Here is a 15,167-nt window from a genome sequence, read left to right as displayed (position 1 = left end):
CGAACGGTCGTGCGATTGTATGCACTCGTGGTCCAACTGTCAACCGAAATGTCGGGCACCGGTGTATGCTATTGGGCAACAACAACCGTAGGGGAAATCATGAAAATCACATCGCTCATCGGCTGCGCCATGATGCTCGCGGCGCTGGCCGGCTGCCAGAAGGACGAGCAGGGCGTGGGACCGGCGCAGAAGGCCGGCGCCAAGCTCGATCAGGCCGGCGACAGCGTCGGCGAGAGCCTCAAGGCCAACGTCGACAAGGCCGAGGAAGCGGGCAAGAAGATCACCGACGCGGCCAAGGCCACCGGCGACAAGATCGAAGAGGCGACTGTGGACGCCAGCAAGGGGCTGGACCAGGCCACCGAAAACGTCGGCAAGAAGGTGGAACAGGCGGGCGAGAAAATCCAGGAATCGGCGCGCAAATAGAACGCCGCGTACGCTACGCCGCGCGGCGCCAGTCGTCGACGGCGTCGACGCTCACCACCAGCGCCACCATGTTCGGGTAGCGTTCGAGCATCTGGTCCAGCCACGGCAGGTCCTGCATCAGTTGATCGGGCGCTGGCGGCGCCGGCGCGCGCAGGCGTTCCAGCACGCCGCGCCGGCGCGCCAGTTCGGGGTGGACAGCGGCGTTGAACAGCGTCATTTCGCCGACGGCGCGGTCGACCAGGCGGCCGGCCGCGCCGAAGCGCAGCAGGCGCGCCCGGTCGCCGGCCCAGTCGAACAGGCTGGCCGCCACCGGCAGCAGCGTCTCGTGGCCCGGCTTCCAGCCGGCCGCCAGCAGGTGCGCCATGACTTCCTCGAACAAGGTGCGCGCGCAGACGTTGATCATGGCCTCGCCGTCGAGGATGCGCTGCATCTCGCGCCGCCACGCGGCCGCGTCGCCGGCCACATGCGCCTGCGTCAGGCGCGGCAGCGCGGCGCGATACTGGGCGATGGCCAGGTCGCACAGATGCTGCGGATCGCCCCGCTCCAGGTCGGGCATCAGCGCCTGCGCGGCCGGCGCGCTGGCCATCATCGGCTCGGCCCACGCCAGCGCCAGTTCGTACGCCTCGCGCAGGTACTGGAAGCCGGCGGCGTCGCGTTCCTGGTCGATCTGCTTGAGTTCACGCGCATAGGCGCGCCGCACCGTGCGCGTGTCGGCGTCCTGGCCCAATCCCAGCCTGGCGAACGAGGGGTGCGTGTGCGGCATGTCAGACGATGGTCAGCTTCGGTGGCGTGGCCGCGTTTTTCGATTCCGGCCAGGTGCCCAGCACGATCGACATGTCGACGTAGCCGGCGCCCCAGGCGCGCTCCAGGTCCTGCTCGATGTTTTCCATCGTGGTCTGCTCGAAGTTGGCGAAGCCGCGCACGCCGTAGGCGCGGTTGCGCCCGTGCGCCTTGGCCAGGTAGAGCGCCATGTCGACCAGGTTGACCGCGCGTTCCCACGGCAGCGCATCGGTGTCCGGCACCAGCGGAAACGGCGCGAAGCCGATCGACACGTTCACCGACAGGCTCTTGTCCTGGTAGTCGATGCTCTGCTGCGAAATCCCGGTCAACAGGCGGCGCGCGATTTCCTCGACGCCGCTGCGCGGAATGGCCGGCAAAAAGGCCAGGAATTCTTCGCCGCCCCAGCGCACGATCATGTCGGTCTCGCGCAGGATATCGCGCAGGCTGTCGGCGATCATTTTCAGCACGGCGTCGCCGGCCGCGTGGCCATGGCTGTCGTTGACGTGCTTGAAGTGGTCGACGTCGAGCAGGAACAGGGCGCCGACGATTTCTTCGCCCGAGGTGCCGGCGCCGCGCTTTTCCACCTGCAGGTGGCCGCGCATGAATTCCTGGAAGTGGCGCCGGTTGTACAAGCCGGTGAGCGGATCGCGCGAACTTTGCTGCTTCAGTTCCAGGTTCTTGACCTTGAGCTGGGCATTCGCGTGGCGCACCTTGCGGTACAGGATGCCGACCACCAGCGCGGCCAGCGCAAACACCACCGCCAGCAGCCACCACACGCGCTGCTGCAGGCGGCGGTTGTCGATTTCGGTCGTCTTGAGCTGGTTCTCGCGGCTTAACAGTTCGATCTGGCGCTGCTTCTTTTCGGTATCGTACTTTTCCTGCAGCTCCAGCGTGGCTTTCTGGCGCCGTTTTTCAAACAGCTCGTTCGACAGCGCGCGCTCGCGGTGATAGGCCTTGACCGCGCCCGCCATGTCGCCGGCGCGTTCGAGCGCGGCGCCGTATTCCATCAGCACTTCCTGCAGTTCCGGCTTGTCGCCGACCTTTTCGTACCAGGCCAGGCCCAATTCGAAATGGCGCTTGCCCTCGGCCAGGCTGCCCAGGCCCAGGTGCGCCTGGCCCAGGTTCAGGTGCGCGGTGGCCACGGTGCTGTCGTCGTTCAGGCTGCGCCCGGCCTTCAAGGCCTGGTTGGCGAACGACAGGGTGCGCGGATAATCGTGCTGCTTCAGGTAGCTGTCGGACAGGTTCACCAGCGTCCCGGCGATCATCGCCTCGGCGCCGATCTGGCGCTCGTACTCCAGCCCCGCCAGCAGGGCGCGCAGGCCGCGCTGCGGCTGGTTGGTGTCGACCGCCAGGCCGTATTCGGTATCTTTCAGCGTCGCCAGGCGTCCCGGCGAATTGGTTTGCTCGGCCAGCGCGGTGGCTTCTTCGAGCGCCTCGAAGCCCTTGTCATGCTCGTTCAACTGGCCGTACAGGATGGCCAGCGCATTGAGCGCCTGGACCTTGGGGATCGGCTGGCCGTACTGGCGCGCCAGGGTAAGCGCGGTCTGCATCTTGCCCATCGCGGCCGGAAAATTGCCGTCTTCCGCATACGACTGGCCCGAGGTGATCGCCGCCTGCACGCGCAGCATCATGTCGCCGGTGCTGCTGGCGATCTTTTCGCCTTCCCACGCCAACTGGTGCGACAGCGCCAGCTGGTCCATGCGCGAGACCACATAGGCCTTGGTCAGCAGCCCCTTGGCCTGGACGACGGGGTCCTTGGTGTCACGTCCGAAGGCGATCAGTTCCTCGGCCGCGGCCAGCGCTTCGGCCACCTGGTTCATGCCGCGCAGGGCGAGGCACAGCTGGACCAAAAAATCGGCCCTGGTGTGCACGGGCGCGGCGCGCGCCTCGGTCTCGATTCTGCGCAGTTCGGCCAGCGCCTTGGGCGGCACGTAGCGGTTGATCTCGCGGATCTCCACCAGGCGCGCATCGAGGGCCGGATGCTGGGCATGGGCGACACCGGCCATGGCCACCAGGCATAACGATGCCAGCAGCACGCGGGCCTTGCGGCCCGGCGGGGTGTCTGATAAACCTGCCAACATCGCATTCCTTCATGTGAAAACCGTTGCTCTCCGAACGGGAAAACAGCAGCCAATTATATTCTTGTTGCAGTCGAGAAAGTTCCAGCCGCACGCAGATTGTGCCTCCAAATGCACATTTAAGTGGCAGGCACGTGTGTTTCGATGACGCTTTGGCATGGAAGTGTTGGTCCGATACGACGCCTCCGGCGGCACTTGACGACCACGATTTTGCCGTCTGTCGCATTGGCCGCCCGGCGCTGTGCGTTTGGCTTACATTCCTGTCAAGCCCATCCATCAACATGTCAGGAAATACCATGCTCGAGCTGCGCAATGTGGTCAACACATTCGGCAAGCGCATCCGCGCGGTCGACGGCGTGACCCTCTCGCTGGAACGCGGGGTGGTCGGCCTGATCGGCCACAACGGCGCCGGCAAGACCACGCTGATGCAGATGATCGCCACGCTCACGCGTCCGAGCAGCGGCACCATCCTGTTCGACGGCGCCGATATCGTCGCCCGCCCGCAGGAGATCCGGCGCCGGCTCGGCTACCTGCCGCAGGACTTCGGCGTGTATCCGAACCTCTCGGCCGTCGAATTCATGCAGTATTTCGCCGCCCTCAAGGGCGTGCGCGATCCGGGCCGCGTCATGCGGCTGCTCGAACTGGTCAACCTGCACGACCAGGCCAGGCGCCCGGCGGCCTCGTTCTCGGGCGGCATGCGGCGCCGTCTCGGCATCGCCCAGGCGCTGCTGAACGACCCGGATATCCTGATCGTCGACGAGCCCACCGCCGGTCTCGATCCCGAGGAACGCCTGCGCTTTCGCAACCTGCTCGGCGAACTCGGATCGACCAAGCTGGTGCTCATCTCGACCCACATCGTGTCCGACGTCGAAACCATCGCCGCTCGCCTGGCCACCATGGATGCGGGCCGGCTGATCGCCTGCGAAACGCCGCGCACCCTGCTCGACCAGGCGCGCGGGCGCATCTGGTCGGCCACCGTCGACGCGGCCGGCTACGAGCCGCTGCGCGCCACGGTCGATGTGCTGCACGCGCAGCGCGAGGGCGGGCAGGTGGCGCTGCGCATCGTGCACGGCGTCTCGCCGTGTGCGGGTGCGCGCGTGGCCGAACCGACCCTGGAAGAAGCGCTCATCGCCCAGCGCCACGCATTGAAGGAGGCGGCGTGATGCTCCCGATGTTACCCATGCTGCGCGCACTGGCGCTTAACGAAGTGCGCCTGCGCATGCGCCGCAGCTCCACCATGGTGGCGCTGCTGGCGGTGGTGGCGCTCAGCTGGGCGATGATCGCCGATCCGGCCAGCGGCGAAGCGCTACTGGTGTTTAACAAGGCGCGCGTGCTCTACACCAGTTCCGCACTGGCGCTGGGCAGTGCCGCCATGGGCGCCTTGCTGTTCGGGCTTGGCGGCTTTTACCTGGTGCGCGGGCGCATGAGCGAAGACCTGCGCAGCGGCATCGGCGGCGTGATCGGCACCACCCCGGTCGGCAGCGCCCTGTTCCTGGCCGGACGCTGGCTGGGCGCCTGCGCCTACCTCGGCGCGCTGGTGGCCGCCTTCATGCTGACCATGCTGGTGCTGCACGCGCTGCGCGGCGACGGTCCGCTCGAACCGCTGGTCTACCTGCAAACCTACGCGCTGCTGCTGGTGCCGATGGTGTTTTTCGCGGCCAGTTGCGCGATCCTGTTCGACAGCTGGGCGCCGCTGATGGGCAAGGGCGGCGACGTGCTGTTCTTCGTGCTGTGGGTGGCGCAGCTGGCGCTGATGACGCAAGGCGGCAGCAGCGAACTGCCGGCGCGCATGGTGTTCGATTTTTCCGGGCTGGCGGTGTCGGTGGCGGCGGTCCAGGGCTTTGTCAACGGCGCCGATTTCGCCATCGGATCGAGCAAGTTCGACCCCGCGCTGGCGCCGCTGGCGCTGCCGTCGCTGCTCTGGTCCGGGCGCATGATGGCGCTGCGCGGCAGCAGCGCGATCGCGCTGCTGCCGCTGCTGCCGGCGTGGTGGCTGTTCCACCGCTATTCGCCGGACCGGGTCAAGCCCGGGCGCGCGCGCCTGCGCCGCTCGCCGCTGGCGCTGCTCAACGCGGCGCTGCGCCCGCTGGCCGCGCTGGCGCTGCCGCTCATGCGCCAGGCCGCGCGCATGCCCGGCCTGGCCGGACAGGTGCTGGCCGATCTCGCGCTGACCTTCATCATCGCCCCGTCCGCGCTGCTGGTGGCCGTGCTGTGCGCGCTCGCCGCCCTGTTCGCGCCCGCTGCCGCCCTGGCACCGGTGGTGATGGCCGCGGTGGCGTTCTGGGGCATCCTGGTGAGCGACATCAGTACCCGCGATTACGCGGCCGTCACCGAAGACCTGAGCGGCACCGTGAGCGGCGGGGTGGCGCTGCGCTACCTGCGCCAGTACGCGGCCAGCGTGCTGCTTGGTTTACTGTTGATGGGGCCGGTGGCGTTGCGCTGGTCGTTCGCGCAGCCCCTGCGCGCGCTGGCGCTGGTGGCGGGCGTGGCCTGCCTGTCCGCGCTGGCCAGCCTGTTCGGCCGCTGCGGCAGGAGTGCGCGCCTGTTCCTGTCGCTGTTCCTGTTTGGCCTGTACGTGGCCGTCAACGCCACCACGGCGCCGATGCTCGACGCGGTGGGCTTCAACGGCGCGGCCAACTTGCACTCGGTCGCCATGTATGCGCTGGTTGGCACGCTGGCGCTGGCAGGCGGCTACCTGTACAACGCCAGCCGCCTGGCGCGCTAGGCCGCCAGCTGCTGCAGCAGGTACAGGCGCTGATACAGGCCGCCGTCGACCTGCATCAACTCGTCGTGCGAACCGGCTTCCGAAATGCGGCCGTGATTGAGCACCACGATGCGGTCGGCCTCGCGGATGGTGGAAAGGCGGTGCGCGATGGCGATGATGGTCACCCGTCCGCGCAGTTCGTTCAACGCCTCCTGCACTACCTGCTCGGTGGCGCTGTCGATATGCGAGGTCGCTTCGTCCAGCAGCAGGATGCGCGGCTGGCCGGCCAGTGCGCGCGCCACCGCGATCAGCTGTTTCTGGCCGGTCGACAGGCGCGAGCCGCCTTCGCCGAGCGGCGTGTCGTAGCCTTCTTCCAGCGCCGCGATGAAGTCGTGCGCATGCGCCGCGCGCGCCGCCGTTTCGATGGCTTGCTGCGACAGGCCGCGTCCCATGTCGATGTTCTCGCGCGCCGACGCCGCCAGCAGGAACGGGTCCTGCGGCACCAGGCCCACCTCGGCGCGGAAACGTTCGTTGTCGATGGCCGCCAGCGGCTGGCCGTTCACTTCGATGGTGCCGGGGCGCGACGGGTAGTAGCGCAGCAGCAGCGACAGCAAGGTCGACTTGCCGCTGCCGGTGTGGCCGACGATGCCGAAGAACGCGCCCTGCGGCACGTCCAGGTCGAGGCCGTGCAGCACGTCCTGGCCGGGCGCGTAGCCGAAGGTCAGGCCGCGGATGCGCACCGCCGGCGCGTCCGGCGCGGCGGACTCCGGGGCCGGCGAACGGCCGCTGTCGTGCTCCGGCGCGCCGGCTTCGCCGAGCAGGGCCGACACGCGCGCGGTCGCCACCACCGCTTGCTGCAAGCCGCTGAACTGCATCGTAATCTGGATCATCGGTTCGACCACGCGCGCGATGTAGCTGATGAAGGCGTACAGCACGCCGACTTCGAGCGCGTTCATTTCGCGCCGCCCGAAGCTGTAGATCACCACCGCCAGCAGGATCACGTTGAGCAGGTCGAGCGCGGGGCGCAGCAGGAAGGCGTTGGCGCGCAGTTCGGCCAGGCGCGCCTTGTAATGCGCATCGTTGGTGGCGGCGAAGCGCTCGCCGAAGCGGTCCTGCGCATTATTCGCCTGCAGCACGCTCATGCCGCCGATCGACTCGGCGATCTGGCCGTTGATGTCGCTGCGCAGCGCGCGCGCGCGGGTCACCGCCGGCGCCGACAGGCGCTGGTAGACGAACACGATGGCCACCACCGCCGGCACCAGGGCCAGCACGATCAGCATCAGGCGCCAGTCCAGCCAGGCCATGGCGATCATGGTCCCGACCAGCACGATGCTGCTGTCGAGGATCACGAACAGCACCTGGATGTACAGGGTCTTGACGGCCTCGGTGTCGTTGGTGACGCGGCTGATCAACTGGCCGGTGATGGCGCGGTCGAAGAACGCCATCGGCAGGCGCAGCACGTGGCCGAACACCCATTCGCGCAGGCGCTGCACCGAGCGCATGGCCAGGCCCGACAGGCGCACCAGCTGCAGGTAGCGCAGCCAGCTGGCGATCCAGCCGCTCACCAGCAGGGCGCCGAGCAGCATGGCCATGCGCGGGAAGTCCAGCTTGCGCGGCAGCAGGTGCTCGTCGATCAGGGCCTTGCCGAGGATGGGGCCGATCACTTCCAGGCCGGCCGCGAGGATCAGCCACAGGGTGGCCCAGGCCAGGTGCCGGCGGTCGGGATGGGCGGCGCGCCGCAGCAGGCCAATCGCTTGCGCGGCCTGGACCCGCATGTCCTTGGGTGTGGAATCAGATTGCATCGAGGCTGGCCTCCAGTTGTTGATAGCGCCACTGGCTGGCGTACCAGCCGTCGCGTTCGAGCAGGGCCTCGTGGGTGCCCGATTCGGTGATGCGGCCGTCGCGCAGCACCACGATGACGTCGGCGTTGACCACGGCCGAGAGGCGGTGGCTGGCGATGATCACGCTGCGCTCGGGGCGCGCGCGCCGCAGTTCCTCCAGGTGTTCGAGGATGCGCGTTTCGGTGCCGGTGTCGACCGCCGAGAGGGCGTCGTCGAGCAGCAGCAGGGTGCTGTCGGCCAGTAGCGAGCGGGCGATCGCCACGCGCTGGCGCTGGCCGCCCGAGAGGGTGATGCCGCGTTCGCCCACCGGCGTGTCGTAGCCCTGCGGGAAGCGCAGGATATCTTCGTGGATGGCCGCCATGTGCGCCGCATGTTCGATCTGCGCGCGCGAGGCGTCGGGCCGGGCCAGCGCGATGTTTTCGGCGATGGTGGCCGAGAACAGGAACGACTCCTGCGGCACCCAGCTGATCGCCGCGCGCAAGGTGGCCAGCGTGTAGTCGGCCAGCGGCTGGCCGCCCCATGTGGCGGTGCCGGCTTGCGGCGTGGCCTGGCGCAGCAGCACGCGCAGCAGGGTCGATTTGCCGGAGCCGGTCGGCCCCACCAGGCCCAGGGTCTGGCCTGGCGCGACGCGGCACGAAATATCGGCCAGCGCGGCAATGGTCTGGCCGCTGTAGGTGTAGCCGACATGGTCGAGCAGCAGCGGGCCGGGGGCCAGCGTGGCCACCGTGCCATGGTCGTCCACCGAGAGCGGCGTGTCGAGCAGGGGCTGCACGCGCGCCAGCGCCGCGCGCCCGCGTTCGATGAGCGAGAGCACCCAGCCGGCCGCGAACATCGGCCAGATCAACTGGCCCAGGTACATGCTAAAGCTGGTCAGCGCGCCGATGGTCAGCTGGTTCTGCCACACCAGGTAGCCGCCCAGGCCGAGCGTGAGCGCGCTGGCGGCGGTGAGGGTGAGGCCGACGGCCGGCTCGTAAGCGGCTTCCCATTTTTGCGCGCGCAGGCTGGCGTCGGCGGCGCGCGCGGCCAGTTCGCCGAATTGCGCCGCGCTGCGTCGCTCCAGGCCGAGCGCGCGCAGCGTACGTACGCCCGACAGGGCTTCCTGCACATGGTCGTTCAGGCTCGAAAAACGCTGCAGCGACTCGGTGGCCGCCACGTGGATATGGGTGGAGATGCGCCAGAACGCGAACGCCATGAACGGAAACGGCAGCAGGGCCACGCAGGCCAGGCGCCAGTCGACGCCGAGCGTCATGATCCCCAGTACCATGACCAGGGTCAGGGTGCCGTCGAAACCGGCCAGCATGGCTTCGCCGGCGGCCATTTCGATGGCGTCGATGTCGTTGGTGGCCAGCGCCATCAGGTCGCCGGTGCGCTGCTTCTGGTAGAAGGCCGGTCCCTGGGCCGACAGGCGCGCGTAAAAACGCGTGCGCAGTTCGACCCCGAGCCGGTAGGCGGCGGCGAACAGGCGCAGGCGCCAGCCAACCCGCAGCAGATAGATGGCCACGCCCATGCCGAGCAGCTGGAATAGTCCCAGCAGCAGGTCGTCGCGGGTCAGGCTGTGGGCGGCCAGGCCGTCGATCAGCGCGCCGATTTTGCGCGGAATCCAGACAGTGAGGGCCGCCACGCCGGCCAGCATGAAGGCCGACGAGATATAGGCGCGCCAATGGCGGCGCACGAAGCTGCCAACGAGCCGCGATAAAGTCATTAATACGTTCCTTGGATGTTGCGCCCGGACGAAAAAAACGGGCCGAAGCCCGTCAATTTACTACTTTTGGCAACTTGGCGCAGAGGCCGGCCGTGCCGCTACTTTCGGCGCGCGCCTTTCGACGGCGACGATTCGCCCAGTTTGCCGTTGCCCGGCTTGCCCGGATAGGTCCCCGCCGGCGGCGTGGCGTCGACCGGCTTGATGCCGGAGACGTCGATCTGGATGGCGTCGTCGGCGGCCAGCGGCGCGGCGGCGGGCGTCTCGTGCACGGGGCTGGCGGCCACGCTGGCGGCGGCGCGCGCGATCGGCGTGGCCTCGGCCAGCGGCAATGGATCGGCCTCGGGTTCGTCGGCCGCGCGCAGGCTGACGATGATCGGTTCCTCGCGCGCGTCTGGCGAGTCCGGCGAGTCGGGTGAGACCCCGCGTTCGGATTCGGGCTCGCTGTCGGCGCCGGCGGCGGCTTGTTCGTCGTAGTCCTCGCTGTAGTCCTCGTCGTCAGCGCTGTGCGCTTCATCGTTGGCCGGCTGGCGCAGCGGCGCCGGCGCGGCCAGTGCCGCCAGGATGGACGATCCGGGCGCATCGGCGCGCGCGCTGCCGGCGATGCCGAACAGGGCGCGGCTGTAGGCGAGCATGGTGTCGAAGCTGTCGCGGCTGTGCGCGCCGAGGGCGAACAGGTCGCGCGGATCCTTGGCGGTCAGCAACTGCTGGATGGCCGCCGTCGATTTTTCGACGCTGGCGCGGGTGGTCTGGAGATTGAGGGCAATCAGCTTTTCGGTATTTTCTACCGCCTTGCCGGAGAAATGGCGGAAAGCGTCGAGCTGGGCTTCGATCTGGGCCTTGCGTGCTGCGGAAAACTGTTCTGGAAGGTTACTCATCTGGGTTCCTTGGAAGTGTTTTATGACGCGCTGCAATATTGCTAAGTCTATCCATGATTGCCTGCCTTGAAAAGCAATTTTTCAACTGTGTTCACGAAATTATCTTGCATCGCAGCATTTATCTTATTGGCATGACGGCGCCATGACAAACACGCACACGCCCGCCCCAATTCGCGCCGAACTCGCTACAATCGCAGACACCGCCGTTCCCAGGAGTTCACGATGGATCTCGTACTGCGCAACGCCAGCCTGCCCGACGGGCGCCTTCACATGGACATCGCGATCGACAACGGGCGCATCGCCGCCGTCGGTGCGCGCTTGCCGGTGCGGGGCGCGCGCGAGATCGACGCCGGCGGCGACCTGGTGACGCCGCCTTTTGTGGACGCCCACTTTCACATGGACGCCACCCTCAGTTACGGCCTGCCGCGCGTGAACGGATCGGGCACCCTGCTCGAAGGGATCGCGCTGTGGGGCGAACTGAAACCCGGCCTGACCCAGGATGCGCTGGTCGAACGCGCCATGCAGTACTGCGACTGGGCGGTGGCGCGCGGCCTGCTGGCGATCCGCTCGCACGTCGACATCTGCGACGACCGCCTGCTGGCGGTGGAAGCGCTGCTGGAAGTGCGGCGCCGGGTGGCGCCATATCTCGACCTGCAGCTGGTCGCCTTTCCGCAGGATGGGATTTTGCGCAGCGCCACGGCCTTCGACAACCTCAAGCGCGCCATTGGCATGGGCGTCGACGTGGTGGGCGGGATCCCCCATTTCGAGCGCACCATGAGCGAAGGCGCGGCCTCGGTGCGCCTGCTGTGCGAATACGCGGCGCACCATGGGCTGCGGGTGGACATGCACTGCGACGAGTCGGACGACCCCATGTCGCGCCATATCGAAACGCTGGCGTTCGAAACGCAGCGTCTCGGCATGCAGGGCAGGGTGGCCGGCTCGCACCTGACCTCGATGCACTCGATGGATAACTACTATGTGAGCAAGCTGCTGCCGCTGATCCGCGAGGCGGGCGTGGCGGCGATTGCCAACCCGCTGATCAACATCACCCTGCAGGGGCGGCATGACAGCTACCCCAAGCGGCGCGGCATGACGCGCGTGCCCGAGCTGATCGCCGCCGGCGTCGATGTCGCCTTCGGCCACGACTGCGTGATGGACCCGTGGTACAGCCTGGGCTCGGGCGACATGCTGGAAGTGGCGCATATGGGCCTGCATGTGGCGCAGATGACCGGGCAGGACGCGATGCACCAGTGCTTCCTGGCGGTGACCGAGGTCCCGGCCCGCATTCTCGGGCTCGAAGGCTACGGGATCGCGCCCGGCTGCCACGCCGACCTGGTGCTGCTCGACGCCGGCGGCACGGTCGAAGCGATCCGCCTGCGCGCGGCGCGGCGCATGGTGATCCGGCGCGGCGTGGTGGTGAGCGAGGCGCCGCGCGCGCAGGCGACCCTGAACCTGCCGGGACGCCCGGCCAGCACCGGTTTTCGCCTCGGGCGCTGAGCCCCGGCGCAGCACTTGTCAGCGCGTTTCAAGCGGGAGAGCATGTGAAACCAATACAGACCCGGATCCGTCCGGCCGCCGACACCGACATCGATGCGCTATGGGCGATTTTCGACGCGGTCTTGGAGGGCGGCGAATCCTATCCTTTCGCTGCGGGCGCCTCCCGCCAGGCCTGCGCCGATTACTGGTTCAGCCCGCGCGCGACCAGCTTCGTCGCCGTGTCCGCCGACGACCGCGTGCTGGGCATGTACAAGCTGGTGCCGAACCAGATGGAGCGCGGCGCGCACGTGGCCAGCGCGTCCTACATGGTCAGCCCCGGGCAGCGCGGCGCCGGCGTGGGCACCTTGCTGGGCCGGCACAGCCTGGACGAGGCGCGCCGCCAGGGCTACCTGGCGATGCAGTTCAACTACGTCGTCAGCAGCAACCACGCCGCCGTCGGCTTGTGGAAAAAGCTCGGTTTCACGATCGTCGGCACCTTGCCAAAATCGTTCCGCCATGCGCGCCTGGGCTACGTCGACGCCTACGTCATGTACCAGCTGCTGGACGACCCTGACAACTGGCCGGCGCCCTGATGAAAATCCTCGACACCGCGCGCCTGCTGGTGCGCACCATCGAAGCGGCCGACGCGCCGTTCTACCTGGAGCTGGTCAACGATCCCGATTTCCTGGCCCACATCGGCGACCGCGGCATCCGCACGCTGGACGCGGCGCGTGCCCACATCGAAAACGGCCCGGTGAGCATGCAGGCCGCGCTGGGCCACGCCATCTGGCTGGTGGCGCACAAGGACAGCGGCGCGGCGATCGGCATGTGCGGCCTGATCAGGCGCGACACCTTGCCCGGGGTCGATCTCGGCTACGCCTTCCTGCCGGCCTGGCGCGGCCAGGGTCATGCGTTCGAGGCGGCCCGCGCCGTGGTCGACTACGCGCGCGACACGCTGGGACTGGCGCGCCTGCTGGCGATCACCTCGCCGGGCAACACCGCCTCCGGCGCGCTGCTCGAAAAACTCGGCCTGCGTTTCGACAAGATTGTCCACCTTACACCGGAAGACCCGGGTACCCGGCTGTATGCGATGCAACTGTGTGCAACTGGCTGAAATACTTGTTGTCAGTTAACTGAAACGTATTTCTTTTTATCTTTCACGGGTGCATGATTAACCGGCAGAGCAAGCGTCTTTACAGGCGCTGCGACAGGTATCCACGCAACCATCCCGAGAGAGCACATGAAACTCGCCAACCTCCGAATTGCCGTACGCCTCGGTGCGCTCGGCGCTTTCTTTTTTGCCGCATTGCTGTTGGTGGGGATCGGTGCCTGGTCGGCGCTGTCCGGCGCCAATGCCAAGAGTGCGCTGGCGATGCAGCGCGCCGCCAAGCTGACCGAAGCGGTCGATACGGCGCGCAGCGCCCAAGTCGAGTTCAAGATCCAGGTGCAGGAATGGAAGAACATTTTGCTGCGCGGCTCGGATCCGGCCCAGCTCGAAAAGTACAGCGCCTCGTTCGTCAAGAGCGGCGAGAGCACGCGCGCGGAACTGGGCAAGGTCAATTCCCTGCTGGGCGAGCTGGGGCTGAAAACGCCGCTGGTCGACGAGGCCATCAACGCCACCGGCGAACTGGGCAAGAACTACCTGGGCGCGCTGCAAAAATTCGACGGCGCCAATCCGGACAGCTATAAAGAGATCGACAAGCTGGTCAAAGGCATGGACCGCGCGCCGACCCAGAAAATCGACGCCATTGTCACCTACATCGGCACCGAAACGCGCGCGCTGACCCTGGCCATGGTCAAGGAGCAGGCCGCTAGCGAACGCACCGCGTCCATCGAACTGCTGGTGATCGTGCTGGTGACGGTGGTGGTCGGCGCGGTGATCATGGTATGGCTGGTGCGCAGCATTACCGGACCCTTGAATGAAGCGGTCAACATCGCCCGCATCGTCGCCAGCGGCGACCTGTCGACCTCGATCGAAGCGCGCGGCAGCGACGAAATCGGCATGCTGCTCAAGTCGCTCAAGGACATGCACGACAGCCTGGCCGCGATCGTCGGCAAGGTGCGCGCCGGGACCGATGCGATTGCCAGCGCATCGAGCGAGATCGCCGACGGCAACCAGGACCTGTCGGCGCGCACCGAACAACAGGCCAGTTCGCTTGAAGAAACAGCCTCCGCCATGGAAGAACTGACCTCGACCGTCAAGCAGAACGGCGAGAATGCCAGCCAGGCCAGCAAGCTCGCCAGCGACGCCTCGACGGTGGCGGTGCGCGGCGGCGACGCGGTGGCGCAGATGATCCACACCATGGGCTCGATCAACGAATCGTCGCGCAAGATCGTGGACATCATCGGCGTGATCGACGGCATTGCGTTCCAGACCAATATCCTGGCCCTGAACGCCGCGGTGGAAGCGGCGCGGGCCGGCGAGCAGGGGCGCGGCTTCGCCGTGGTGGCCTCCGAAGTGCGCAACCTGGCCCAGCGTTCGGCGGCCGCGGCCAAGGAAATCAAGGCCCTGATCAACGACTCGGTCGACAAGGTCGACACCGGCAGCAAGCTGGTGGGGCAGGCTGGCAGCACCATGAACGACGTGGTCGCCAGCGTGCAGCGGGTCACGGCGATCATCGGCGAGATTGCCGTCGCCAGTGGCGAGCAGAACGTGGGAATCGACCAGATCAACGATGCGATCAGCCAGATGGACACGGTGACGCAGCAGAACGCGGCGCTGGTCGAAGAAGCGGCGGCGGCGGCGGAAGCGATGAAGCACCAGGCGGCCAGCCTGGCCGAAGCGGTCAGCGTCTTCAAGATCAGCGACGAGCACATGGTGGCGGCACCGGCGGCGCGCGCGGCGCAGCACCGGACGGCAGCGGCGGCACGGGCACCGGCGGCTGCGGCGCGCCTGCCGGCCGGCAAAGCCAAAGCGGCCCCTGCCCGCCCGGTCGCCGCCGGCGACAACGAATGGGAAGAGTTCTGACCCCGACCGGGAGCCCAAAACCGGGGTCAGAGCTCTGACTCGAAACATTTCACGAAGTAGTTTCAAAAAAACCGGGACGAGCCCGGTTTTTTTACGTTTGACTGCCCGTCCATGGGTCGCTTTTATACCAATATTCGTTGAATAACTGGCTTTCTGACGTCGTTTTGCTTCAAGCGCCTATCCAAATAAAAAATGTTTCTATTTAGCCTGAATTTTGCATAAAAAAGGGCAAGAATGCCGTAAGTGATTGATAAAATGTGAGTTATCGAGAAACACAGCTATCAACAAAAACGCCACCTTGCCCGACATGAATTCTACCT

Annotated in this window: 12 protein-coding genes; 7 read left to right on the top strand and 5 right to left on the bottom strand. The window is 67.1% G+C overall.

Annotated features, from left to right (window positions below):
• Positions 1 to 99 precede the first annotated feature (99 nt).
• On the top strand, positions 100 to 423 hold the full coding sequence (locus tag F2P45_RS09545) for a hypothetical protein (RefSeq protein ID WP_166873395.1): 324 nt from the start codon (positions 100 to 102) through the stop codon (positions 421 to 423).
• A gap of 13 nt (positions 424 to 436) precedes the next feature.
• Here F2P45_RS09545 and F2P45_RS09540 read toward each other — a convergent pair whose 3' ends face one another.
• Both F2P45_RS09540 and F2P45_RS09535 read right to left on the bottom strand, forming a co-directional pair.
• Positions 437 to 1,186 carry a PH domain-containing protein gene (locus F2P45_RS09540; protein ID WP_166873392.1) on the bottom strand — a complete coding sequence of 250 codons (750 nt, stop codon included), beginning with the start codon at positions 1,184 to 1,186 and terminating at the stop codon, positions 437 to 439.
• Position 1,187: 1 nt separating this feature from the next.
• Positions 1,188 to 3,284, bottom strand: coding sequence for a tetratricopeptide repeat-containing diguanylate cyclase (locus F2P45_RS09535; RefSeq protein WP_166873389.1), 2,097 nt, complete (start codon positions 3,282 to 3,284; stop codon positions 1,188 to 1,190).
• 293 nt (positions 3,285 to 3,577) lie between these two features.
• On the opposite strand from F2P45_RS09535, the gene F2P45_RS09530 reads away from it, so the two are divergent.
• On the top strand, positions 3,578 to 4,444 hold the full coding sequence (locus tag F2P45_RS09530) for an ABC transporter ATP-binding protein (RefSeq protein WP_166873386.1): 867 nt from the start codon (positions 3,578 to 3,580) through the stop codon (positions 4,442 to 4,444).
• Complete coding sequence (locus tag F2P45_RS09525) at positions 4,444 to 6,006, top strand: ABC transporter permease (protein ID WP_229504994.1); 1,563 nt, start codon at positions 4,444 to 4,446, stop codon at positions 6,004 to 6,006. Before F2P45_RS09530 ends, F2P45_RS09525 begins: the two co-directional genes overlap by 1 nt.
• Here F2P45_RS09525 and F2P45_RS09520 read toward each other — a convergent pair.
• The 3 genes from F2P45_RS09520 to F2P45_RS09510 all read right to left on the bottom strand — a co-directional run bounded on the left by F2P45_RS09520 (position 6,003) and on the right by F2P45_RS09510 (position 10,403).
• A complete protein-coding gene (locus F2P45_RS09520) occupies positions 6,003 to 7,787 on the bottom strand; it encodes an ABC transporter ATP-binding protein (RefSeq protein WP_166873382.1) in 1,785 nt (594 codons plus the stop codon). The two genes, F2P45_RS09525 and F2P45_RS09520, sit on opposite strands and share 4 nt — an antisense overlap.
• Positions 7,777 to 9,528 (bottom strand): ABC transporter ATP-binding protein, encoded by a 1,752-nt coding sequence (locus F2P45_RS09515; RefSeq protein WP_166873380.1) that lies wholly within the window; start codon positions 9,526 to 9,528, stop codon positions 7,777 to 7,779. The genes F2P45_RS09520 and F2P45_RS09515 overlap by 11 nt, the downstream gene beginning before the upstream one ends.
• 98 nt (positions 9,529 to 9,626) lie before the next feature.
• Positions 9,627 to 10,403, bottom strand: coding sequence for a phasin family protein (locus F2P45_RS09510; RefSeq protein WP_166873377.1), 777 nt, complete (start codon positions 10,401 to 10,403; stop codon positions 9,627 to 9,629).
• Between the two features lie 222 nt (positions 10,404 to 10,625).
• Between F2P45_RS09510 and F2P45_RS09505 the strand changes: the two genes are divergently transcribed.
• The 4 genes from F2P45_RS09505 (at position 10,626) to F2P45_RS09490 (ending at position 14,847) form a co-directional block, all read left to right on the top strand.
• Positions 10,626 to 11,900, top strand: coding sequence for an amidohydrolase family protein (locus F2P45_RS09505; RefSeq protein ID WP_166873374.1), 1,275 nt, complete (start codon positions 10,626 to 10,628; stop codon positions 11,898 to 11,900).
• Between the two features lie 44 nt (positions 11,901 to 11,944).
• A complete protein-coding gene (locus tag F2P45_RS09500; protein ID WP_166873371.1) occupies positions 11,945 to 12,472 on the top strand; it encodes a GNAT family N-acetyltransferase in 528 nt (175 codons plus the stop codon).
• Positions 12,472 to 12,993 (top strand): GNAT family N-acetyltransferase, encoded by a 522-nt coding sequence (locus F2P45_RS09495; RefSeq protein ID WP_188130124.1) that lies wholly within the window; start codon positions 12,472 to 12,474, stop codon positions 12,991 to 12,993. The genes F2P45_RS09500 and F2P45_RS09495 overlap by 1 nt, the downstream gene beginning before the upstream one ends.
• 126 nt (positions 12,994 to 13,119) lie before the next feature.
• Positions 13,120 to 14,847 carry a methyl-accepting chemotaxis protein gene (locus tag F2P45_RS09490; protein ID WP_166873368.1) on the top strand — a complete coding sequence of 576 codons (1,728 nt, stop codon included), beginning with the start codon at positions 13,120 to 13,122 and terminating at the stop codon, positions 14,845 to 14,847.
• Positions 14,848 to 15,167 lie beyond the last annotated feature (320 nt).

Origin of the sequence: Massilia mucilaginosa, assembly GCF_011682145.1 — a bacterium.
GTDB classification, from domain to species: domain Bacteria; phylum Pseudomonadota; class Gammaproteobacteria; order Burkholderiales; family Burkholderiaceae_D; genus Telluria_A; species Telluria_A mucilaginosa.
This window is presented reverse-complemented; position numbering and strand designations above follow the sequence as displayed.

Coding starts and splice junctions, on each gene's coding strand:
- F2P45_RS09545 (WP_166873395.1), top strand. CDS start 100: ATGAAAATCACATCGCTCATCGGCTGCGCCATGATGCTCGCGGCGCTG.
- F2P45_RS09540 (WP_166873392.1), bottom strand. CDS start 1,186: ATGCCGCACACGCACCCCTCGTTCGCCAGGCTGGGATTGGGCCAGGAC.
- F2P45_RS09535 (WP_166873389.1), bottom strand. CDS start 3,284: ATGTTGGCAGGTTTATCAGACACCCCGCCGGGCCGCAAGGCCCGCGTG.
- F2P45_RS09530 (WP_166873386.1), top strand. CDS start 3,578: ATGCTCGAGCTGCGCAATGTGGTCAACACATTCGGCAAGCGCATCCGC.
- F2P45_RS09525 (WP_229504994.1), top strand. CDS start 4,444: ATGCTCCCGATGTTACCCATGCTGCGCGCACTGGCGCTTAACGAAGTG.
- F2P45_RS09520 (WP_166873382.1), bottom strand. CDS start 7,787: ATGCAATCTGATTCCACACCCAAGGACATGCGGGTCCAGGCCGCGCAA.
- F2P45_RS09515 (WP_166873380.1), bottom strand. CDS start 9,528: ATGACTTTATCGCGGCTCGTTGGCAGCTTCGTGCGCCGCCATTGGCGC.
- F2P45_RS09510 (WP_166873377.1), bottom strand. CDS start 10,403: ATGAGTAACCTTCCAGAACAGTTTTCCGCAGCACGCAAGGCCCAGATC.
- F2P45_RS09505 (WP_166873374.1), top strand. CDS start 10,626: ATGGATCTCGTACTGCGCAACGCCAGCCTGCCCGACGGGCGCCTTCAC.
- F2P45_RS09495 (WP_188130124.1), top strand. CDS start 12,472: ATGAAAATCCTCGACACCGCGCGCCTGCTGGTGCGCACCATCGAAGCG.
- F2P45_RS09490 (WP_166873368.1), top strand. CDS start 13,120: ATGAAACTCGCCAACCTCCGAATTGCCGTACGCCTCGGTGCGCTCGGC.